Origin of the sequence: Gottfriedia acidiceleris, assembly GCF_036421055.1 — a bacterium.
Taxonomy (GTDB): Bacteria; Bacillota; Bacilli; order Bacillales; family Bacillaceae_G; genus Gottfriedia; species Gottfriedia acidiceleris_C.
Map to the genome: position 1 here is coordinate 46,963 of NZ_JAZGQS010000005.1, position 22,923 is coordinate 69,885.

Sequence of the window (22,923 nt, forward strand, 5' to 3'; positions counted from 1 at the left end):
TTCCCATAATGGTAATAATATCAAATTTTAACGGAGGAGATCATATGAAGGACTGTATATCTATCGGCCTATTAGGACTTGGAACTGTTGGAAGTGGTGTTGTAAAAATTGTTGAAGATCATCAGGACAGATTAGCCCATCAAATCGGTTGTTCTGTTCAAGTAAAAAAGGTTCTTGTTAAGGACCTTGAAAAGGAACGCTCAGTTTCAATTCAAAAGGATGTATTAACGACAGATGCTTATGACATTTTAGATGATGCAGAAGTTGATGTTGTTGTAGAAGTAATGGGTGGAATTGAAGATGCTAGACAATACATACTCCATGCTCTTCGTAATAAAAAGCATGTAGTCACAGCTAATAAAGATTTAATGGCTTTATATGGAACTGAATTACTCCGAGTAGCAAATGAGAATAAATGCGATTTATTCTATGAAGCTAGTGTTGCTGGTGGTATCCCTATTATTCGGAGTTTAGTAGATGGTTTAGCTTCCGACCGTGTAACGAAATTAATGGGAATTGTAAATGGAACAACAAACTTTATTCTTACAAAGATGAGTAATGAAGGAAAAGCATATGAGGATGTGTTAAAAGAAGCTCAGGAACTCGGTTTTGCAGAAGCAGATCCAACATCAGATGTAGAAGGTCTTGATGCTGCGAGAAAAATGACAATTTTAGCTAAATTAGGTTTTTCAATGGATGTTGAACTAGAAGATGTGCAAGTACGTGGAATTAGTTCAGTATCTTCAGAAGACATCGATTTTGCTAAATACTTTGGTTATACAATGAAATTAATCGGTTATGCGAAGAGAAACGATAATCGAATTGAGGTTAGTGTTGGGCCAACTTTAATTGCACATAATCATCCACTAGCATCTGTTAGCAATGAATTTAATGCAGTTTATGTTTATGGTGAAGCTGTAGGAGAAACGATGTTCTATGGACCAGGTGCGGGTAGTTTACCAACTGCAACTGCAATCGTATCAGACTTAGTTGCGGTAATGAAGAATATGCGACTTGGTGTAAACGGTACAAGTGCTGTGTTACCACAATATCCAAAAGAAATTAAAGAAGATCATGAAATCTATTTTAAATCTTTCTTCCGCTTTACAGTAAAAGATCAATTAGGTTCGTTCGCTGAAATTACTTCAATTTTTACAGAATCTGATATAAGCTTTGAGAAAATTATTCAAGTTCCATTAAAGCATAAAGGTCTTGCTGAGATCATTCTAGTAACACACCATGCGTCATATTCAGCATACAAAAAAGTATTGGAAAATTTAGAAACATCTGATGTTGTCGATGAAGTACGAAGCTATTATCGAATTGCAGGTGAAGATCTTGATGTATAAAGGATTAATCGAAAAATATTCAAATTTCTTACCTATCAATGAAGAAACACCAAAATTAACTTTAAATGAGGGTAATACACCATTACTATTTTTACCTCACTTATCAGAGGAGTGGGGAATTGAATTATTTGTAAAATTAGAAGGGCTAAACCCAACAGGTTCATTTAAAGACCGTGGGATGGTAATGGCAGTTGCTAAGGCGAAGGAAGCAGGCAGTTCAGCTATTATATGTGCATCGACAGGTAATACATCTGCTGCCGCTGCTGCTTATGCTGCAAGAGCTGGTATGAAATGTTTTGTCATTATTCCTAAAGGCAAAATTGCATATGGTAAACTAGCGCAGGCTGTCATGTATGGAGCACATATCATTAGTATCGATGGGAATTTTGATCACGCATTACAAATGGTAAGAAAAATTAGTGAATCAGAACCAATCACACTAGTAAATTCTGTCAACCCATATCGAATCGAAGGTCAGAAAACAGCTGCATTCGAAATTTGTGAGCAATTGGAAGAAACTCCAGATATTTTAGCAATCCCAGTTGGAAATGCTGGAAATATTACAGCTTATTGGAAAGGCTTTAATGAATACAATTTATCTAAAGGATATCAATTACCTAAAATGCATGGTTTTCAAGCAGAAGGTGCAGCGCCAATTGTTAATAATAAAAAGATAGATAATCCTGAAACAATTGCAACAGCTATTCGAATTGGTAATCCAGCAAGCTGGGAGCACGCGGTTAATGCAATTGGGCAATCAAACGGTGCAATTGATAGTGTATCAGATGAAGAAATCCTACAAGCGTATAAATGGATTGCATCAAAAGAAGGCGTATTTGCAGAACCAGGTTCATGTGCAAGTATAGCTGGTGTATTTAAACAAGTACAGTCAGGTGTAATCAAAAAAGGCTCAAAAGTAGTCGCTATTTTAACAGGTAATGGATTAAAGGATCCAGATATCGCAATTCAATCAAGTAAAATTGAGTCAATATTGTTACCAAATGAAGAAAAAATTGTATTAGAACATTTACAAGGTGTGGTTTCGATATGAAAAAACTTTTCCAAATAACAGTTCCTGCAAGCACTGCAAATGTAGGACCTGGTTTTGATTCGATTGGTATCGCTTTAGATCGATACTTAACAATTGAAGTGTATGATCACGATCAATATAGCTGCGAGGGATTTAGTGAATATTTGAAAGATATTCCACTAGATCAAACAAATTTAATCTTAAAAACAGCCATTGATGTTGCAAAAAAAAATCACAAAACTTTGCCAACATGTCACTTAAAGCTTGAAAGTAATATTCCGTTAACAAGAGGTTTAGGAAGTAGTGCCTCAGCAATCGTAGGCGGCATTATTCTAGCAAATGAACTTTGTAATCTTCAATTATCTCTAGAAGAACAGCTTAGAATTGCAACTGCAATTGAAGGTCATATGGATAATGTGGGAGCTTCACTTTATGGCGGTTTAGTTATTGGGACTTTTATAGATGGAAAAGCATATATCCAACATTCGACATTGAATAAAGTGTCAATAGTTGCAATTATACCAAAATACGAATTAGAAACTGTTCATGCAAGAAATATATTACCTTCAACGATTCCTTATAAGGATGCTATCCAATCTAGCAGCTTTAGTAATCTATTAGTATCAGCACTATTAACGGAAAATTGGTCATTAGCAGGCGATATGATGAAACGAGACCTATTTCACGAACCATATCGATGTAAAATTGTAAAAGAGCTAGATACCCTAAAACAGATCGAATTACCTGAATATGTACATGGATTTGTATTAAGTGGTGCCGGTCCGACTGTACTTGCATTCGTTTCGATCGAGGGCTGTCCTGAAGCAATTGACTATTTTACATGTTTATTTCCAAATTGTGATGTAAGCGAAATAAAAATAGAAAACCAAGGTGCAACCGTTAAACATTCAATTCACTCGAATTAAAAGAAACCACTCAACTTGTGAGAGTTGAGTGGTTTCTTATTTTTAAGATTAAATCTAAAGTGCAAAAAACAAGGTAGAGCTGCATTGAATATCAGTGGATGTGCAAATAAAAAAGGTGAAACTGCAAATAAAAAAGGTGCTGCAAATAAAATGACTGAAACTGCATTTAAATTTGAAGTGCAAATAAAAAAGGAGAACCGCAATTAAAATCTGTTAAGCTACAAATAAAGTAGAGGAAAATGCAATTAAATCTACTTCAAGCTGCAATTAAAAAAGCTAAAACTGCAAATAAAAATTGTCAAACAGCAAAAAATCGAAACTGTTAATAAAATTTGTAAATCTGCAAATGGGAACATAAATAGTGATAAACTTAGCAAACAATACGGGAATAAACAATAAATAAGAATAAGAAATAATGAATTCTTTATTTTTCCCGTTCTTTCATATATTTTTCTGCTAGTAATTGTTTAACTTGATTATAAGTTAAACCAGAGTTTGCGTTTTTTCTTTTCACATCGTTAATATCAGTTCCAGTTATCGTAAAGCGTTTATCTTTCATTTGTTTTCATCTCCAAAACAAAATTATAATTATATTATTTATTAGTTAAATGGAAAATATCCAATAAAGGATTGATAAAGAAACAATTAATTTTATGGGTAAGATATGTTAAAATATTAAGAATAAAAAGAGTAGGAGATAAAACCATGCATGAGATTATTTTTGGGGTATTGGGTTTTATTTTTCGTATAATATCTTGGTTTGTTATCGAAATAATCGTTCAATTTTTCTTTGATTATTTGCCAAAAAGATTTTTTGGCTATTCGTTATATGAAAAAGATGATAAATTGATTCAAAAGAGAATTACTGTATTGAAAAAAGAAGAGTGGTTTAAGCCATACGAGATTTATTTACTAGAAATATCTCAAAGAAAAAGTATTCAAAAGTTAATTTTAAAAGCAAATATGAATGAAATTTTATCTAATGTAGAAAAAAGAAATGAATTCATAAAAGAATTAGATCGAAGGTTATTTGACTTAAATTTAAGTGGAATTAGAAAAACGAGCCCAAATTAAAGGCTCGTTTACTTATTTTTTATAAACTTTTACAGTAACTGTTTTAACTCCCCATTTTTGGGCGTTTTTCTGACTTGGGATAAATACATCAATTTTATTTCCTTTTAGTGAACCGCCAGTATCTCCAGCAATTGCATAGCCATAGCCTTCTACATATACTTTAGAACCTAATGGAATTACTTTTGGATCCACTGAAATAACTTTTGCTTTTGGATTCTTTTTTAAATCGATACCAGTAGCAGTTTTACCACTACAGCCTTTACAACTACCAGTGTAAGCTGTAGCTTTCATTTTAATTACTTTATAAGGTGTAGCAGCTTTAGCTGTTGTTTTTTTAGTCGTTGTTGTTTTTTTCTTAGTTGCAGGTTTAATTTGCAATACTTGATTTACTTTAATAAGGTCTGATTTTAAATGGTTCCATGATTTAATCTGAGAAACTGTTACCTTTTGCTTTTTTGCGATAGCAGATAAAGTATCTCCAGATTTAACTTTGTAAGTTGCTGCGTATGTATTTGTCGTAAATCCCATTGTTAGAATAACAGTAGTAACAAAACATGTCATTAATTTTTTCATATTTCCGCTCCTGTTCGTCTTCTATGTATAATACTTTACCATGGGAATATGACAGTAAGATTTCAGTAGTTTTATTTTATGTTACAAATACATTACCTTTTTTTATAATTTTCTATAAATTCTGCATAATAGTTACAGCTCGTTTCGACATATTTCCGATTTAAGAATATCTGTCGCTAATTTATAAGCCAGAATGCTTGATTTTTAAGGGTTTAAGAGGTGAATTGAAAAGTTAATAAGAAGATAATTAAACAGTAAAAACTTTTCAAAAAGGTAGTAAATAGTTTAGAAAAACATACTTTTTTAGTCCTATTGAGAAAGTTTTTATTAAGTTAGAATTAAAAACTATGTAACAATTAGTGAAGTTTTGTAATATTACCTTTGAATTTCATGTTAACAGAATCTGAATTTAGTTCTAAAAACTACTAAAATTTACTAAAGATTACATTCAAAATGAATCAAGATAACCGTAACTTACTATTATAAATAGACAAAATGAACGATTACACTAAAATTCAACAAGCTTGTGTAGGATTTTAAAATTAGTAAAAAGTAGTATGATTAGACTAAATATTTTGAATAATGTATAATAACAAATGTACTTATAAAACCAAAAGGTGGGGTCGTATGTCAACCAATACATATTCTCTTACATGGGATTTAGATGTTTTCTTTAAAGGAGGCAGTGAATCTTCTGCATTTGCATCTTACATAAAAGAAATTACGAATTTAGTAGAAAGAATAGAGAGACAAGTATCTTTGTTTTCTGCTCCTAAAAGTAGTAATGAAGTTGAGGAATTAGCTGATATCATAAGTAAAATTGAAGTAATAGGTAGGAAATTATCACAAGCTGGTGGATTTGTTAGCTGTTTACAAGCTCAAAATATGGCTGACCAAAAAGCTAATTTATTAAGAGGAACTTTAACGCAGCTATATGCAACATTTTCTACTTCCTTAACAAAATTTCATAGTCAATTAACTAAAATTGAAGAATCTGTTTGGAAAGATATTTTAGAAACTGATGAGTTTAAGGAAATTTCTTTCGCATTAAATGAGCGTCGTCAAAATGCTAGTGAATTATTATCAGTTGAACAAGAGGCATTAATTACTGCCCTTTCAGTTGACGGATATCATGGTTGGGGCCAAATGTACGATACTGTAGTTGGAAAAATGCAGATTGAACATGATGAAAAAGTTTTATCTGTTGGTCAAGCATCAAATTTATTTTCTTCTAAAGAACGCAATGTGCGAAAAGAGATTTTTGAAAAATGGGAAGAAACATGGGGTGAAGAATCAGAATATTTCGCTAAAATATTAAACCATCTTGCAGGTTTCCGATTAAGTGTATATGGACAACGTGGATGGAATAATGTATTAAAAGAACCATTGTCAATCAATCGTATGAGTCAAGAAACACTTGATTCAATGTGGGGTGCGATAATCGACAATAAAGCTCCATTTGTTGATTATTTAGAAAGAAAAGCTAAATTACTAGGCGTAGAAAAATTAAGTTGGTATGATTTAGATGCGCCTATTGCTGATATTGATTCCACCGTTTCATATTCTGAAGGTGCAGAATTTATATTAAATCAATTTAGTAAATTTGGTGATGAATTAACTAGTTTTACAAAGATGGCTTTTGAAGACTCTTGGATTGAAGCAGAGGATCGTGCAGGTAAACGTCCAGGAGGTTTCTGTACAGGATTTCCTGAAAGCGGCCAATCCCGTATTTTCATGACATATTCAGGTACACCTTCGAATGTTTCAACATTAGCACATGAATTAGGTCATGCTTTCCATTCATTTGCGATGAAAGATGTTCATACACTTAATAAATATTATGCGATGAATGTTGCTGAAACAGCTTCTACATTTGCAGAAATGATTGTAGCTGATGCAGCTGTAAAAAATGCGAGTTCCGATCAGGAGCGTTTAGCTCTTTTAGAAGACAAAATTCAACGTAGTGTAGCATTTTATATGAATATTCATGCTCGATTCTTATTTGAAACGCGTTTTTACGAAGAGCGTAAAAACGGTGTTGTAAGTAAAAATAAAATAAATCAATTGATGGAAGAAGCTCAAAAAGAAGCGTATTGTGGTGCTTTAGAAGAGTATCATCCGCATTTCTGGGCATCAAAATTACACTTTTATATTACAAGTGTGCCGTTTTATAACTTCCCATACACTTTTGGATACTTATTCTCATTAGGAATTTATGCAAAAGCATTGGAAGAAGGAAAGAGCTATGAACAGAAATATATTGCCCTATTAAAAGATACAGCTTCTATGACAGTTGAAGAATTAGCTCAAAAACATTTAGGTGTAGATTTAACAAAACGTGATTTCTGGGAGAAGGCAGTAAAACTATCTCTTAAAGACGTTGAAGAATTTTTATCAATCACTTAAATGATAATTTTTTATGAGGAGGACTCGTTTCATTACGAGTTCTTTTCCTGTTTTAAATGCCTTTATTAAGATTTTAGTAGATTTATTAAAAAGAGATAAAAAATACGGAGGGGTTTTTAATCATTACCTCTTTAGTAGGGGAGTGACTAAAGTGAATAGTTTTAAATTTTTAAAACCATATAAAATAACCATTTTCGCAAGCATAGTCTTTTTACTTTTAGAATTAGTAGTTGAATTATTTCAACCATATATTTTATCTAATATCATTAACAATGGAATCGTTCATAAAGACATGGCTTATGTTACAAAATGGGGAATCGTGATGATCGTGTTATCGATCGTTGCTTTTATTGGAGGAGTATTAAATACTTTTTATGCTACTCATGTTGCTCAAAGCTATTCATATACGTTAAGGAAAACATTATTTGAAAAAGTACAAAGTTTTTCATTTACAACGTTTAGTTATTTACCAACTTCATCAATCATTACTAGATTGACAAATGACGTATCGCAATTACAAAGTGCAGTATTTATGAGCTTAAGAATTATTTTGAGAGCACCATTAATCGTAACTGGTAGTGTCGTGATGGCATTAATTTTGAATTGGAAGCTTTCATTTATTCTATTTTTAATTTTACCCTTCTTATTTATGTTCCTAAATTGGATGGTTAAAAAAGGTAGACGGCTGTTTAAGAATGTTCAAGATAATGTGGATATCGTAAATAGTGTGCTTAGAGAAAATTTAGTTGGAATGAAATTAATTAAAGCCTTTGTACGAAATGACTATGAAAATAATCGATTTCAACATATAAATCAAAATTTAAAACAAAAAACCTCTGTTGCATTACGAACAATGGAAATTACGATGCCGGTCATGCTTCTATTTATGAATGCTTCTATACTAATCGTATTGTGGTTTGGTAATAGCAAAGTTCATTCACATGAAACAAATATTGGTGATATTGTTGCAATCGTAAATTATATTTCCCGTATTACGTCATCATTTAGTGTCTTTTCATTTATCATTAGTGCGTTTTCAAGAATGAGAGCTTCTTCTGAACGAATCGATGAAATATTAACGATTGAAGAAGACTTTGTAGAAAAGAATGAAGGAAATCAGCTAGCTAATCGATTAGAAGGAAAAATTCAATTCCATCAAGTATCTTTCAGTTATCCGAATTCAGAAAAAGAAGTACTAAAAACTATTTCATTTGTTGCATATCCTCAAACAACGATTGCAATTTTGGGTTCAACAGGGTCTGGAAAGACATCTTTATTCCAATTAATCCCTCGCCTTTACGATGTTAATGCTGGCACAATTTTAATTGATGATCAAGATATACGTAAAATAAACAGTAAGCAACTTAGAGGACAAATTGGATATGTACCACAAGAAGCTCTACTATTTACAGGAACAATCAAAGAAAATTTACTAATGGGTAGAGAAAGTGCAACTGATGAGGAAGTTTATTTAGCTGCTAAACATGCTCAAATTCACGATTCAATTTTGACTTTTCCAAATGGATATGAAAGTTTAATTGGACAAAAAGGGGTTAATCTTTCAGGTGGGCAAAAACAAAGACTTTCAATAGCAAGAGCAATTCTTCGCAAACCTAGTATTTTATTACTAGATGATAGTACTAGTGCATTAGATTTAAAAACTGAAGCTAGCTTGATTGAAGCCTTAAAAAATTACGAGTGTACTACATTAATCATCACTCAAAAAATTAGTACTGCTAAGAATGCAGATAAAATACTGATTATAGATGAAGGTGAACTTGTAGAAGAGGGGACTCACGAATCTCTATTAAAAAGTTCGAAATTATATAAAGCAATCTACTATTCACAATATGGAAGGGAGGAAATTCATCATGTTAAAGGAGCTAACTAAGCCTTTCCAATATAAACAATTACAATTATCAAAGGAAAAGAAGAAAAAGGAAGCTTCTCGAGCAGATAACGTTTCCTCAACTTTGAAAAGAATATGGTCTTACTTAGCATTAATGAAAGGGAAATTAGTTGTTGTACTTTTAATGGTTTTAATAAGCTCTGTACTTGGTCTATTAGGACCTGTATTAGTCGGCTATTCAATCGACCATTATATTCTAAAAAATAATTTAAGTGGTTTAAGTTGGTTAATCGTTGCTTTAGTGTTTATTTACTTAGGCTATTCGGCATCTTTGTTTTTACAAAATTTTTGGATGATCGATATTGCTCAAAACACTGTAACAAAAATGAGAACAGAATTATTTAATATGTTTCATAAATTACCAATGTCATTTTTTGAAAAAAGACAACACGGAGAGTTAATGAGTCGGGTAACGAATGATTTGGAAAATGTAAGTTCGACTTTAAATACATCAGTAATCCAAGTATTTTCAAGTGTATTAACTTTAATTGGTACTATTTCGGTTATGTTTTGGTATAGTCCAATCTTAACTTTATTGACTTTGTCAATCGTTCCAGTTTTAATCATTGGTATAAAATGGATTACGCACCGTACTGGTCAACTTTATAAAATCCAGCAACGTAATTTAGGTGAGTTAAATGGATTTATTGAAGAAACAGTTTCGGGCCAACGAATCATCAAGACTTTTTCTCAAGAAGATAAAATGATTCGAGACTTTTTAAATAAAAATGAAAAATTGAAAAACTCAGGATTTTGGGCATTTATTTTTGCCGGTTTTATTCCTAAATTCATGAATGTGTTAAACAATGTAAGCTTTGCAATCATTGCAGGTATTGGAGGGTACTTTGCCTATAAAGGTCATATCTCGATTGGTACAATCGTTGTTTTTACTGAGTATTCAAGACAATTTACTCGTCCATTAAATGATTTATCAAATCAGTTTAATACATTACTTTCAGCGATCGCTGGAGCTGAAAGGGTATTCTCAATTATCGATGAAGATATTGAAGCGATTGATGAATCCCACATTCATAACGACCAAAAAGTTATTCAAGGTGAAGTTGAATATAAAAATGTTAATTTTTCTTATGGCAAGGATTCAAATACATTAACAAATGTTTCGTTCAAAGTATCACAAGGTGAGACAATTGCTTTAATCGGACCTACAGGTGCTGGTAAAACTACAGTAGTAAATTTACTTTCCCGCTTTTATCAAATCAATAGTGGTGATATACTCATAGATGGTGTAAGTATTGGTCAATATTCTAGAAAAAACTTGAGACAGCAAATGGCATTTGTTTTACAAGATTCATTTTTATTTAAAGGAACAATACGTGAAAATATTCGTTATGGTCGTTTAGATGCAACAGATGAAGAAGTAGAAGAGGCTGCAAAGCTTGCAAATGCACATAGTTTTATTATGAAATCTACAAAAGGATATGATACAATTTTACAACAAGATGATCAGCAAATTAGTCAAGGTCAAAAGCAACTTCTCTCAATTGCAAGAGCGATTCTAGCAAATCCTGCAATTTTAATTTTAGATGAAGCAACAAGTAGCATTGATACAATTACTGAAATTAAAATTCAAGAAGCTTTACAAAGACTAATGCAAGGCCGAACAAGCTTTGTCATTGCTCATCGACTAAATACAATTAAAAATGCTAATCAAATACTTGTTTTGAAAAACGGAATGTGTATAGAGAGAGGTTCACATGAAGAATTAATTGATAAACAAGGTTTTTACTATGAATTAGTAAAACATCAAGGGATGAATGAAGATCAGCATATACAATAAAGGGTGGAAGCATGGATTACAATTCGTTTAAAGAAATTATTCACGGTAGAAGAAGTATTCGAAAATTTACTGATCAAGCAGTTTCAAATGAAATAATTGAAGAAATTATTGACTGCGCACGTTATGCTCCAAGTGATACAAACTCACAAACTTGGGAGTTTATCATTATTAAAAACACTGACAAAATTAAAAAAATTGAAGAGATGACATGGGATTCTCTACATGAAGTTGCTGAAAAAGCAAAAGAAAAAGGATTAGAAAAAGAAGGTAAACTATTAGTACGTTCTTTCGGTCCTTATGCAACAGCATTCAGAGAAGCACCAGTTTTAATTATTTGTTTAGCAACACCATATGAATCAAAATTCAGAACAAAAATATTTGATCCGATTGGCTTTGTTGAAAATGAAGTTTGGAAAGAAGAAGGAATTAAAAGTAGCTGTTTAGCATCACAAAACTTAATGTTAGCTGCACATGCATTAGGCTTAGGTACTTGTCCAATGACAGGTCCTGTCCTATTAGCGCAAGATAAACTTAGAACGTATTTAGAAATCGAGGAAAACCGTGAAATTAATATGGTCATTTCCCTTGGTTATCCATCTGAACCTGCGAAAAAACTTGCACGTAAAGAAGTTGCAGAAATTATTCGTTACGTTGATTAATATTTTAAGTAGCCCACGAGAAAATTACTCGTGGGTTTTTTATGTTTTTGCAGAAGAAGAAGTAAACTACATCAATAACCAATCAATTAAAAATGAAATAGTACATTAATTTAAAAAATTATACTAGTATAAAACAATAATTGAATTTATATTAATATATTTGTATAATTACTCAAGTGATTAAAAAGTAAAGATTTTTTTATTGAAAGGTGCAGTATCATCATGGATTCAACTAAAAAACTAGGTGTTATGGGTTTATCATTTTTAAGTATAAATTCAATTTTAGGATTACGTAATATTGCTTTTGCTTCAACAATTGGCCCTTCGGCTATATTTTATTGGGTTGTTGCAGCGTTCATTTATTTTATTCCAATCGGATTGATTGTAGCTGAATTATCTACAACCTATCCAAATCAAGGTGGTATGGGTGTTTGGGTTCGAAAAGCTTTTGGAGAAAAAGCTTCATTTTTATGTTCGTGGTTTTTTTGGATTGCTAATTTTACGTATTATCCGTCACTTTTATTAACAACTACAATTGCAATTGCATATGGAATTAACCAGCCATCCATGGCAAGTCATCCGATGAAAACAGCTATTATATCTAGTATTATATTTTGGATTGTTACGTTACTTACATTAAAAGGTACTAAAATGAGTGGAAGGCTTGCGTCGATTGGTGCACCACTTGGCGTATTAGTTCCAGCAATTTTAATATTTGGTTTCGGATTTTATAGTATTTTTAGCGGTCAACCAAGCGCTACTCACTTTACACAAAGTACAATCACGCCAAATAATTTATCATTTGGAACGGTTATGTTTTTATCAACCTTAATGTTTGGTTTTTCAGGGGCAGAAATGCTAGGAACGATTGCAGGGAATGTAAGAAACCCACAAAAAACATTTCCGAGAGCAATTTTTATTACATCAATTATTATTGCATTAGTGTATATACTGGCAACAGTTGCTTTCCAGTTCGTCATAACAATTTCATCTGACCAAACTGCGACTGCACTTTACTTATTTGCGGATAAAATAACTTCACAATTTGGACTTGATTTTTCACTTTCGCAAATTTTAGGGATCTGCTTTGTATTAGCATTTGTAGGATCTCTTTCATTTTTAATTTTGAATCCTAGTGTAATGATTGCTGAAAGTGCTAAAGATGTTCTTCCCAAAAATTTGTTAAAAGAAAATAAAGATGGTATGCCATCAATTTTAGTATTAGGTCAAGCAGTGGCAGTTACATTCATATTAATTCTATCTGCTTTTGTACCAAGTGTTTCAAAGGCATTAAATATGTTAATTTTAATGTCGACATTGGCATTTTTTATCCCTTATGTTTTTTTAATTAGTGCCTATATTAAACTTCGCATGATTGATAAAAAAATAAACAGACCGTTTAAAATTAAAAGCAACTCATTAGCTATATTCGTTGCACTAATTGGCCTGATTTCAGTAGTTGGTACAATCGGATTAACACTTATTCCAGCTCCAGATACTACATTATTAGAATATTTACCAATTGTACTTGGCCCAATCGTATTCGGATTTATTGGATTTATTCTTTATAAAAATGGAACAAAGGGTAAGAAGAAAAAATGAAAACAAATAAAAAACCTAAATTATTACTATTAAAATAATTTAGGTTTTTTTAATATTTTTTAGAAAAGAGACTCTAATTCCGTCACTAATGAACCAACATACTCAACAGCTTCTTTAATTGGTGCACTTGTTGTTAAATCAACGCCAGCCATTTTTAAAAGTTCAACTGGTTTTTTCGCACCACCTGTTTTTAATACTTCAATCCAAGCATCAATAACAGGTTGGCCCTCTGATGCAATTCTTCGTGAAATAGCTGTAGATGCAGTCAATCCAGCAGAATAAGTATATGGATAAAGACCCATATAATAATGAGGCTGGCGCATCCAAGTTAAACTTGCACCTTCATCTATTTCAACTGAATCGCCCCAAAATTCTTTCAAAACATTACCTTTAACTTCACAGAATGTTGTTGCAGTAAGAGGCGTACCTTTTTCTGCAAGTTCATACACTCTTCTTTGGAACTCTCCTTCAAGTAAATGAGTTACAAAATTATGATAATAAGTACCTAGTAATTGAAGGATGACCCAACGCTTCATTTTTGGATCATTCGTTTGTTTTAATAAGTATTGACCTAATAACATCTCGTTAAAAGTGGATGGTGCTTCAACGAAATACATAGAAGGACGAGTATTTACAACACGTTGATATTTGTTTGCATAATAGAAATGACCAGCATGTCCAAGCTCATGAGCAAGTACAAATGCATTTCTCATCGTATCCTGCCAGCTAATTAAAATATATGGGTGCACCCCATACGGACTAGAGCAAAATGCACCAGTTGATTTTCCAACATTATCGGAATAATCAATCCAGCGCTCATTAAACGCTTTTTCCATAATCGAAACATAGTCAGTTCCCATAATTTCTAATGATTTTAAAATCGTTTCTTTTGCTTCTTCATACGTAGTGCTAGGGTTGAAATCTGGATCTAGTGGTGCTTTTAAGTCATAAAAATGAATCGTCTCAAGTCCAAGTTGTTTTTTCTTTAAGTTAGCTAGTCTACGCATATGTGGAGCTAGTTCCTTAAAGATGATATTTAATTGATTATGATACATATCTAAAGTTACTTTATGATCTTCAAGTAACATATGCGTAACTGATTCATATTTACGTAATTTACTTAAAGCAACTTCTTTTTTTACTTGAGTAGCATAGATCGAAGCATATGTATTTTTGTATTGGGTAAGAGTTTTAGTAAAAGATTCATACGCTTGTTTACGCACTGTATGATTCGGAGAGAATTCATATAAGTTTTCAAACATCGCAAACGAATTTTCTAATTCTTTTCCATTTTCATCTTCAAAGGAATCGAATGTTAAATCAGCGGCCTTACTAGTTTGGTAAATTCGATATAGGGCTGAAGTAACTTCACCAAGTGCGGCTAAAGCCTCTTCAGTTTCAGGGAGTAATTTATGTTGTTTAGATGTAATAATTTCTTCTAATAGTAATTTAAAAACCTCAATTTCATTTTCTTCCTTAATAAATGCCTCTAACATCTCCTTATTTAAATGTAAAAGCTCTGATTGAATAAATGTTAAAGTTGTATTTGCTTTTGTACTTAAGCTAGAAAATTGTAAACTATCAGATTGATTTTGTGAATCTGAACCATCTCCAGACTGGCGTAAGCTTACATATGTACCACAACGAATTAATTGAAGCATAATCGATTCATAAGTTAATAATGCCTTTTTTAAAGATTTAGCAGATTTAAGGACAGAACCTTTTAACGATTTCGCCTCTACTAAATCATTTTCAATTAGTTCTATAGCGACTAACCAATCTGCACGAGTCTGATATAAATCCTCTAATTTCCAAGTCATTTCTGTTGGAACCTCAGCACGTGTTAAACGTTTTACTAACATTTTTTCCATCAAATTGCCTCCTTTAATAGTAGTTGGTACGAGTCTATTATACTGTATAAAAACATTTAAAAGGTAAAAATTATTCGATAAAATTGAAAATTATAACAATTTTACTGCACAAGCCGTCATTATTTTGATAAAATTAATTGAATTTGGTTAAAAATTCCAACTTTCAGAAAAAAATATGGAAATAAATTTTATTACTTAGAAAGGAGTTTTTTTAGAACGAATGAAAAAATTTAAAATGATTTGTTTACTAACTGTGGCAACTGTGGCAACTGTTGCACTTTCAGCATGTACAATTAAAAAACCTCCACAAAATATAGACATCCAGGCAGACGGTAGTTTTGATCCGAAAAATATTTACATTAATGTGGAATCATCACTACCTAAAAATGCAAAATTAGAAATCTTGTTTAAGGATGACGATCGTAACAAGGTAATCTACAAAACTAGTATTAAAACAGATGAAAAAGGAACGGCAAATAAGAAAATTCCATTAGACGTAGGAGATAAAAATTTAACAGGATTACTAATATATAAACCTGATAAGCAACCAAAAAAAATTCAAGATAAATTTGGTAAATATGGTGAAAACATTAGATCAACCACAATGGGATATACAGTCGGGAAAAAGAATAACCAAAATTATATGTTTATTAAACAGTATGGGACGTTTTGGAAATTCGGAAAATTAGATAGTCAAGGGAGGATTATCTATTCAAAAGAGAAAATTAAGTTAGAAAAGGAGGGGAAATAATACACAATTAGACGGACTATATTGTGTATAGAACATGATACGAACTAGTAAAATTATTTCTAAATATCTTTTTCAATTTTGTTTAACTGTATTTGGCATTGGATTAATTACAGCTACATCTTTTACATTATTTTTACCAAAAGGAGAGCAGTTAGCTGAGTTTTGGAATCAACTACAAATCTTTTTTTGGAGTTTTTTTTACTTCGATAACTTGGAAGTTTATATAAAAGATTTTCAATACGTTTCTTTTTCTTCTGTATTTTTAGAGCCGTACGTATATTCTTTTACGATCCTTTTTTCGGCGTTTTTACTATCAATTATCGGCGCATTAATGATTTCTTACATCGTAAATTTAGGCCCAAAGCCATTTAAAAGAATAATCAAAAGTATTTTATTTTTCATGCAATCTATACCAGATGTAATAATGATTTGCGGATTACAAATATTCTTTTTATGGATTTTTAATAAAACCGGAGTAAAAATTGTGGATCCAGTGAATGGCTTTGAATCAAAAGCTTATGCATTACCGATTATCCTTGTATCAATCATTCCTACTATTCAACTTTTCCAGATGTTATTCCTAGCGATACAGGAAGAAAAAATTAGAGACTATGTAGAGTATGCAAAAGCAAAGGGGCTTTCGGATTCTTGGATTATTATTCGTCATATATTGCGGAATGTAGCAATTACCTTGTTAAGTAATAGTAAACTAATTTTTTGGATGATGATTTCGAATTTATTAGTAGTAGAAAAGTTCTTTAATATGAAGGGTTATTTTTCATTTTTATTTAATAATAGTGGCTCTCCAGAAATCTTTTTTATGGCACTAGTTTTACTATTTATCCCATTCTTTTTGATAGAGATTTTATTTAAACAAATTGTTATTAAAATGAAAGGGGGAGAAGCTGTATGATAAAAAATAGAAAGTATTTACCAATCATGATAGGAAGCTTTATTATACTTGGCTTAATCACCTTTAGTTTTATTTTTACTTATTTTATAAAAGATACATTAAAGCCACCTCCAGCTTTGTTATACAATGCTGAAGGTAAATTAATAGGTTCATATGGATATCCTCCTAGCATGAAATATCTTTTTGGTGTTGATCGGTATGGAAGAGATGTATTTTGGATGGTAATTGATGGTGCTAAATACACTTTATCCATTGCTATAGTTGTAGGGTTAATGAGGGTGATATTTGGCGGTTTATTAGGTACATTTTTCGGGTTCATGAATCAAAGCTTATTAAAAATAATTGAACCAATTGTCAATGCATTTCGATTTGTACCAGCCGTTATCATTCTATTTCCATTTTTTGAGAGATTAAATGACGTTCCTGAAACAGCTAAAGAAAAAACGATTGCAATTCAATTAGCATTACTAATCATTATTTCAATACCAGTATTGATGAATTCAATTGGTGAAGAAGTTAGAGATTTTTTAAAAAATGATTTCATTACTAGCTCGAGAATCATTGGAGCTCGAAATGGCTGGATACGACGAAAACACGTCATACCATATTTACGAAGCCGTATTCTTTTATTATTTGTACAACAGACTATTCAAACTTTATTTTTACTAACACAATTAGGTGTTTTTAAACTTTTTATTGGCGGAGTTAAAGTCCTTTCCCTAGATATAAATGTTGATCGACCAATGTCAAAAGCAAACGAATGGTCCGGGATGATTGGTGCAAATTACATCGAGTTATCAATCGATCCATGGGTCATTGTTGGGCCAAGTGTAGCATTTATTGTTTCAATATTTGCTTTTAATCTTATTAAAATGGGCATTGAGCAGTTAATGGACAACCTAACAATCAATAAAAAGAAGCAATTTATTAAAAATGAAAGTTTATATCCTGAATTAAATAATTTTGATTTTGTAAATAAGAAAAAATTAAATGAAGTTAGTAGGAAAGTAGAAGACGAACCTAAATCGAGTGGGCAGCTTGTAACTAGATAATAAAGTAATAGAAAACCTTTGTTCTACATAGAGAACAGAGGTTTATATTTTTGTATATGGAGGGTTCGAGCAGTGCAAAATGTTATCTTAAGCATTAAAATGGGACGAACCTGATAAATTATCTAATATAATTATTAACTGATTAGAAAAACATATGTAAAATTGACATGTTATGGAAGAAGATGTTTAATTTTATACAATGATTTGGATTAAGAGTCTTGTAGGAATGAGATTATTTTTTTTAGTGGGCAATTGATCATAAAACAGAAGGAGAAAAAAGTGGAAAAAGGTACGATAATTGTACTAAACGTTGTTTCAAGTTCAAGAATATATGGATGAACGTAGATTTATGGTGTCATTGTAAAAATGTGATTTTAGTAGTTTGTTCATATTATATTTACAAGGTTGTACCAACATGATGTGGCCCTGTTTAACTTAAATAATAAATTGGCAATTGATTTAAAATATTGGGAGAGGAAAATTGATTTATGGAAATAAGAAAACCAACCGATTCAGAATATAAAATGATTTTATCGCTTTCTCCAAAAGCTTTATTCGCTGGAACATTAGGTGAGGTCAAACCAACGGATGAAAAAATTAAACAACTTATTGAACCTTTATTGCAGAAAGGATGCTACTATTTAATAGCATCTGAAGAGGATATACTAAAGGGTTGGATACTTATAGGAACAAGTAAAGACCAATTAACAGAAAAGAAATATGGTTTTATTTATGAATTATTTGTTTTAGATGAATTTAGGGGAGATGGAATTGCAAAGAGATTGATCGAATTGGGTATGGAACAGCTTAAACAGGATGGATATTCAGAAGTACGTTTAAGTGTATATGCCGGAAATCAAGCCATTCGACTATATGAAAAAATGGGATTCAAAAATAGAACCATTACAATGAGTTTATCCATATAAAACAACTGTTTAAAGATTATAAAATGATTTATGAATCAGCGAACCAGTTAAAACAATCTATAGCTACTCTAAATCAATGGAAAAACGGAAAAAAGAAGTTTATGAAACAATACAGTTTAACAAACGCATTTATTAAAACTTCAATAGCAGTCTTTTGCTGCTATTTTTATTTGAATTTTGGAAGTTTTGTTTTATACAGAAAAGCAATCAGTTAAATAGTCAATTTTTTATGAAGCTAAGTGTTTAGTTAGATTAATATTGTCTCTATAAGTTTAATAGAATTTTAAAAGTATGATTTAGGAGTTAGAAGTAGAAAGGAGGAATACTTTTTGTTATCAAAGGATAAAAATAAAGACAATAATTTTTCGCCACCTAAACATATTATTTCAGCTGCAACAATTGTAATGAATGAAAAAAATGAAATTTTATTAATTAAGGGTCCGCGTCGAGGTTGGGAAATGCCAGGTGGGCAAGTTGAAGAGGGGGAATCATTAAAAGAAGCCGCAATTAGGGAAACAAAAGAGGAAAGTGGAATTGAGATCGAAGTTTTGAAATTTTGTGGAGTATTTCAAAATGTAAGCAGTTCTATTTGCAACACTTTGTTTTTAGCTAAACCAATCGGGGGAAGGTTGACAACTTCTTCAGAAAGTCTAGAGGTGGGGTATTTTCCTATTGAGGAAGCTTTAGTAATGGTTACATGGAAAAATTTTAAACAAAGAATAGAATATTGTTTGAATGAAAACATCCATCCCTTTTATATAGAGTTTTAGTATCTTTGTTCAAAGGACTTTATGACTAATTAGGAGTTGTGAAAATGAATATTTTAATTAAAGAACTACCTGAGTATGAGGTTGCGTTTTTCAGGCGTTATGGTTCATATTTTGAAGCAAATGGAGAACATTGGGATAAGTTATTAAATTGGGCAATAAATAATGGACTTTTTCCACCCCAACAATCCTTCATAGGTGTTTCCTTAGATAATCCAGATTTAGTAGAAAATGATAAGTGTCGTCATGATGCATGTGTTACTATACCAGATGGTTTTAAGAAAGAAAAACATGAAAATATACAGTTTAAAAAATTAGATAGTGGGCAGTACGCTTTGTATCAATTTTATGATTCTCCTAGTAAGTTAAATAATGGTTATAAATTTATGTATGAACAATGGTTACCTAATAGTAATTTTGAAGCTGATTACGACCGATATAACTTAGAATTTAGTATGAATAATCCTGCTGAAGATCCAGATGGAAAAGCTAAAGTTCATTTATTTGTACCAGTTAAAATTCGGACTTCTTAAAATTGGTTTTATAGAATAGTACTCGAAAAAATTAGTAATTAATTAAAATGAATATCTACTAATCTAAACATCTTCTTTCATATAAGATGTAAGTATTGTTATTTCTTGGAAATAATAATATAATTAAACAGAATTTAATTTAAAATACTATCCTTTGTGAAAGGGTGTTAGACTATGAATTTCACTATTTACTTTGGAAATCATGAAGACAAAGAAGTACATACAATGGATTGTTACGTAGACATTGAGGAAGAAACTGTTTCTTAAATTACAAATCTTAATATGAATCAATTCAAGGATGCGAAAATTTTTCGTATCCTTTTTTCATTTTTGAGATTTACATTTTAAAATTTATTGTGTATGATAAAAATATAAAAAGCGAACTAATGTTCTATATATCGATTTTAGAAGGAAAGGAACTTGCATGATGAAAAGAAATGGAGCAACTAAAAGGAATTCAAAAACACCTATTATATCCAATACAGGTTTTATCGGAGCAAGTTTCATTGATATGGAAGAATTGCAAGAAAATCAATATTATTTCACAAGGAAGCATCCTTTAATTATACATGAAGTATTAAATGGTCTATTACAAGCTGCATGTGCATTATTTCAGAAACAAAATATTCCGGCATATATTGCATGTGAATATTTAAGAGATGAAAAGAAAATAGGCTTAATTTTATCAAAAAAGCCATTCGAAAAAGAAGAAGGGATTTTTTATTTTATAGAATATCTTCGTGAGATTGGTCACTTAAATAACGATAAAACGATAAGGGCTGAAATTTCAAATACCGGATTTATAGGTGTAATTTTTGTAGATTTATCCTATATTACAAGGTTTACATTCGATACAGAAATTAAGTTACTTTCTGCTTTCACCATTAATTTCATGGAACCGTTAAAAGAAATTTATCATCAAAATAAAATTCATTTATATATGTCAGGTGTTGAACTTCAAAAGGAAGATAAGTTAGGATTTGTACTTTCTAAGAATCCTTATGATGAGCGAAAGGAAGCCAACTTGTATTTTAAGGAATATTTGAGAGAAAGAGGCTTGTTAAAAAATTATAAAGAGAATGTGTTTATTCAAAGACATCGAGCATAAATTTTTCATTAAAACCTCGATGAATTTTGTTTTAAAAAATACATATTAAAGCTAAGAGGAACTAGTTAGGATCAGTTTCTCTTTTTGTTTATTCAAAAAAAATTCATAATTTGAATAAAGATTGAAACTTACTTAAAACATATGTTTGCATAATATATAAAGGAAATGGTTAAAAAGTAACGAATAATAATGATATAAGACTAACCAAAAAGGTGGCTAAAACGATGTCGAATAATGGGAAATATGTAGATTGGTTAAGTGAAATCGTAAAGCGACATGAAAAAGAAGGTGGATTTGAAGATCTACCTGGAATAGGTAAACCATTACCTAAGGAGCTTTTAAAAGATGATTTATTAACAACTGTTATTAAGAAGTCGGGCTATAAACCAGATTGGGTAATGCAACAAAAGAAAATATTTCAGAAGCTTGAAACAATTTTGATGAAGTTAAATTCTGATGAAAATAGTAAAGTAATAGCTAAAATGATCTCGGAAGTAAATGATGAAATAAAGAAATATAACCTAGGTTGTCCTTTTCCAATGCAAAGAAATTATGTAAATAAGGAAAACCTTGAGAATCAATTGATTTATTGGAAATAACTTTGTGAAAAAATGAACGTTTTAACTATATGATGTTTATACTTTTTTAGTAAGTATAAGCATCTTTTTATTTTCTACTTTTGTAATGGTAATGTTATGAAAAAGTCTTTATTTAATGTTAATGTTAAATACATACATAGTAAGAATAGTTGTACAGGGGGAATCGGAATGAGCGCCACTCTTGAAGTAAGGAGACTAGATCGAAATTTTCCATTTTGTTTATTTTCAAATGATGGATTGACGTTAGTTGGTCATCATTGGCATAAGCTCGTAGAAATCATTTATGTACAAAAAGGCACTTTAAAGATTGGTGTAAATGATGAGTTACTTCAATTAGAAGAAGGAGAATTTTATATCATTAATAGTGGTGACATTCATTATTTTTTATCTTCACCGAATAGTATGAGATTGGTCGTGCAATTTGATTTTACTATTTTTGACGATGTACAGTTTTTGAAAAAAAATAATATGGAACTAATTGAATTGTTTAATTGTATTCAAAAATCTAGTGTTTTATGGAATTTAGAAATTAAGCAGAAAATGATTACCTATTTAAAAGAACTTGAAAGTGAATATATTGATAAAAAAGAAGGATACGAATTGGCGATTAGAGCTAGATTATATGATATTTTACTTTTAATCTATCGAGACCTACCTCATACAGAAAATAACAAGCTTAACTACCCTAATAGGAAGGCTAGTCTTTTAAAATTAGAAAAAATATTCCGATATATAGAAGAGAATTATATGAATGATCTTACATTAAATGATGTTGCGAATTATATTGGCTTTACGAATTCATATTTTGCAAAGTTTTTTAAAAAATACACTGGTTCGACATTTTGTCATTTTGTCAATCAATACAGAATAACGAAGGCTCAATGGTATTTGTTTAATGAAGATTTACCAATTACAGAAATTGCTTATAATGTTGGATTCATCAATGTGAAAACGTTTAACAGATTATTTAAAAATGAGGTTGGTTTATCCCCAACTCAATATAAAAAAAAGACAATATTTGAGAAGTTTTAGGCAAGATGTAAGGAAGACTCAAATGAATTATTTCTATAAACTGGA

At 30.9% G+C, this 22,923-nt stretch carries 22 protein-coding genes; 19 read left to right on the forward strand and 3 right to left on the reverse strand.

Annotation, left to right across the window (positions count from 1 at the left end; all coding sequences use genetic code 11):
* Positions 1-44: 44 nt before the first annotated feature.
* The 4 genes from RAH41_RS09215 to RAH41_RS09230 all read left to right on the forward strand — a co-directional run bounded on the left by RAH41_RS09215 (position 45) and on the right by RAH41_RS09230 (position 3,512).
* A complete protein-coding gene (locus RAH41_RS09215) occupies positions 45-1,349 on the forward strand; it encodes a homoserine dehydrogenase (RefSeq protein ID WP_331222050.1) in 1,305 nt (434 codons plus the stop codon).
* Positions 1,342-2,400, forward strand: coding sequence for a threonine synthase (thrC, locus tag RAH41_RS09220; protein WP_331222051.1), 1,059 nt, complete (start codon positions 1,342-1,344; stop codon positions 2,398-2,400). Before RAH41_RS09215 ends, thrC begins: the two co-directional genes overlap by 8 nt.
* The gene (gene thrB, locus RAH41_RS09225) at positions 2,397-3,305 is read left to right on the forward strand and encodes a homoserine kinase (RefSeq protein ID WP_331222052.1); all 909 of its coding nucleotides are present in this window, start codon (positions 2,397-2,399) and stop codon (positions 3,303-3,305) included. Before thrC ends, thrB begins: the two co-directional genes overlap by 4 nt.
* Before the next feature lie 84 nt (positions 3,306-3,389).
* Positions 3,390-3,512 carry a hypothetical protein gene (locus tag RAH41_RS09230; RefSeq protein WP_331222053.1) on the forward strand — a complete coding sequence of 41 codons (123 nt, stop codon included), beginning with the start codon at positions 3,390-3,392 and terminating at the stop codon, positions 3,510-3,512.
* A 217-nt stretch (positions 3,513-3,729) separates the two neighbouring features.
* Here the strand turns inward: RAH41_RS09230 and RAH41_RS09235 are convergent, their stop codons facing one another.
* Positions 3,730-3,864, reverse strand: coding sequence for a hypothetical protein (locus tag RAH41_RS09235; RefSeq protein WP_331222055.1), 135 nt, complete (start codon positions 3,862-3,864; stop codon positions 3,730-3,732).
* Positions 3,865-4,010: 146 nt separating this feature from the next.
* Between RAH41_RS09235 and RAH41_RS09240 the strand changes: the two genes are divergently transcribed.
* Complete coding sequence (locus tag RAH41_RS09240; RefSeq protein WP_331222057.1) at positions 4,011-4,379, forward strand: hypothetical protein; 369 nt, start codon at positions 4,011-4,013, stop codon at positions 4,377-4,379.
* Positions 4,380-4,391: 12 nt separating this feature from the next.
* Here the strand turns inward: RAH41_RS09240 and RAH41_RS09245 are convergent, their stop codons facing one another.
* Positions 4,392-4,952 carry a 3D domain-containing protein gene (locus RAH41_RS09245; protein ID WP_025671360.1) on the reverse strand — a complete coding sequence of 187 codons (561 nt, stop codon included), beginning with the start codon at positions 4,950-4,952 and terminating at the stop codon, positions 4,392-4,394.
* Positions 4,953-5,579: 627 nt separating this feature from the next.
* Between RAH41_RS09245 and RAH41_RS09250 the strand changes: the two genes are divergently transcribed.
* From RAH41_RS09250 to RAH41_RS09270, 5 genes are all read left to right on the forward strand, one after another.
* Positions 5,580-7,358 carry a M3 family oligoendopeptidase gene (locus RAH41_RS09250; RefSeq protein ID WP_331222059.1) on the forward strand — a complete coding sequence of 593 codons (1,779 nt, stop codon included), beginning with the start codon at positions 5,580-5,582 and terminating at the stop codon, positions 7,356-7,358.
* Positions 7,359-7,509: 151 nt separating this feature from the next.
* Positions 7,510-9,249: an ABC transporter ATP-binding protein gene (locus RAH41_RS09255; protein WP_331222060.1), complete on the forward strand. Its 1,740-nt coding sequence runs from the start codon at positions 7,510-7,512 to the stop codon at positions 9,247-9,249.
* On the forward strand, positions 9,230-11,065 hold the full coding sequence (locus RAH41_RS09260) for an ABC transporter ATP-binding protein (RefSeq protein WP_331222061.1): 1,836 nt from the start codon (positions 9,230-9,232) through the stop codon (positions 11,063-11,065). Before RAH41_RS09255 ends, RAH41_RS09260 begins: the two co-directional genes overlap by 20 nt.
* Before the next feature lie 11 nt (positions 11,066-11,076).
* Positions 11,077-11,724, forward strand: coding sequence for a nitroreductase family protein (locus tag RAH41_RS09265; RefSeq protein ID WP_069032559.1), 648 nt, complete (start codon positions 11,077-11,079; stop codon positions 11,722-11,724).
* A 222-nt stretch (positions 11,725-11,946) separates the two neighbouring features.
* Complete coding sequence (locus RAH41_RS09270; RefSeq protein WP_331222063.1) at positions 11,947-13,326, forward strand: amino acid permease; 1,380 nt, start codon at positions 11,947-11,949, stop codon at positions 13,324-13,326.
* Positions 13,327-13,385: 59 nt separating this feature from the next.
* Here RAH41_RS09270 and pepF read toward each other — a convergent pair whose 3' ends face one another.
* Positions 13,386-15,197 carry an oligoendopeptidase F gene (gene pepF / locus RAH41_RS09275; protein WP_331222064.1) on the reverse strand — a complete coding sequence of 604 codons (1,812 nt, stop codon included), beginning with the start codon at positions 15,195-15,197 and terminating at the stop codon, positions 13,386-13,388.
* Positions 15,198-15,417: 220 nt separating this feature from the next.
* Between pepF and RAH41_RS09280 the strand changes: the two genes are divergently transcribed.
* From RAH41_RS09280 to RAH41_RS09320, 9 genes are all read left to right on the forward strand, one after another.
* Positions 15,418-15,948 carry a hypothetical protein gene (locus RAH41_RS09280; protein ID WP_331222065.1) on the forward strand — a complete coding sequence of 177 codons (531 nt, stop codon included), beginning with the start codon at positions 15,418-15,420 and terminating at the stop codon, positions 15,946-15,948.
* Between the two features lie 34 nt (positions 15,949-15,982).
* Positions 15,983-16,861, forward strand: a complete 879-nt coding sequence (locus tag RAH41_RS09285; RefSeq protein WP_331222066.1) for an ABC transporter permease subunit — start codon at positions 15,983-15,985, stop codon at positions 16,859-16,861.
* Positions 16,858-17,913, forward strand: a complete 1,056-nt coding sequence (locus tag RAH41_RS09290; protein WP_331222068.1) for a peptide ABC transporter permease — start codon at positions 16,858-16,860, stop codon at positions 17,911-17,913. Before RAH41_RS09285 ends, RAH41_RS09290 begins: the two co-directional genes overlap by 4 nt.
* 488 nt (positions 17,914-18,401) lie before the next feature.
* Positions 18,402-18,839 (forward strand): GNAT family N-acetyltransferase, encoded by a 438-nt coding sequence (locus RAH41_RS09295; RefSeq protein WP_331222070.1) that lies wholly within the window; start codon positions 18,402-18,404, stop codon positions 18,837-18,839.
* A gap of 329 nt (positions 18,840-19,168) precedes the next feature.
* The gene (locus tag RAH41_RS09300; protein ID WP_331222071.1) at positions 19,169-19,609 is read left to right on the forward strand and encodes an NUDIX hydrolase; all 441 of its coding nucleotides are present in this window, start codon (positions 19,169-19,171) and stop codon (positions 19,607-19,609) included.
* Positions 19,610-19,653: 44 nt separating this feature from the next.
* Positions 19,654-20,139 (forward strand): GyrI-like domain-containing protein, encoded by a 486-nt coding sequence (locus RAH41_RS09305; protein ID WP_331222073.1) that lies wholly within the window; start codon positions 19,654-19,656, stop codon positions 20,137-20,139.
* A gap of 424 nt (positions 20,140-20,563) precedes the next feature.
* Positions 20,564-21,247: a hypothetical protein gene (locus RAH41_RS09310; protein WP_331222074.1), complete on the forward strand. Its 684-nt coding sequence runs from the start codon at positions 20,564-20,566 to the stop codon at positions 21,245-21,247.
* 224 nt (positions 21,248-21,471) lie between these two features.
* Positions 21,472-21,846, forward strand: a complete 375-nt coding sequence (locus RAH41_RS09315) for a DnaJ family domain-containing protein (RefSeq protein ID WP_331222076.1) — start codon at positions 21,472-21,474, stop codon at positions 21,844-21,846.
* A 168-nt stretch (positions 21,847-22,014) separates the two neighbouring features.
* Complete coding sequence (locus RAH41_RS09320; protein WP_331222078.1) at positions 22,015-22,878, forward strand: AraC family transcriptional regulator; 864 nt, start codon at positions 22,015-22,017, stop codon at positions 22,876-22,878.
* Positions 22,879-22,923 lie beyond the last annotated feature (45 nt).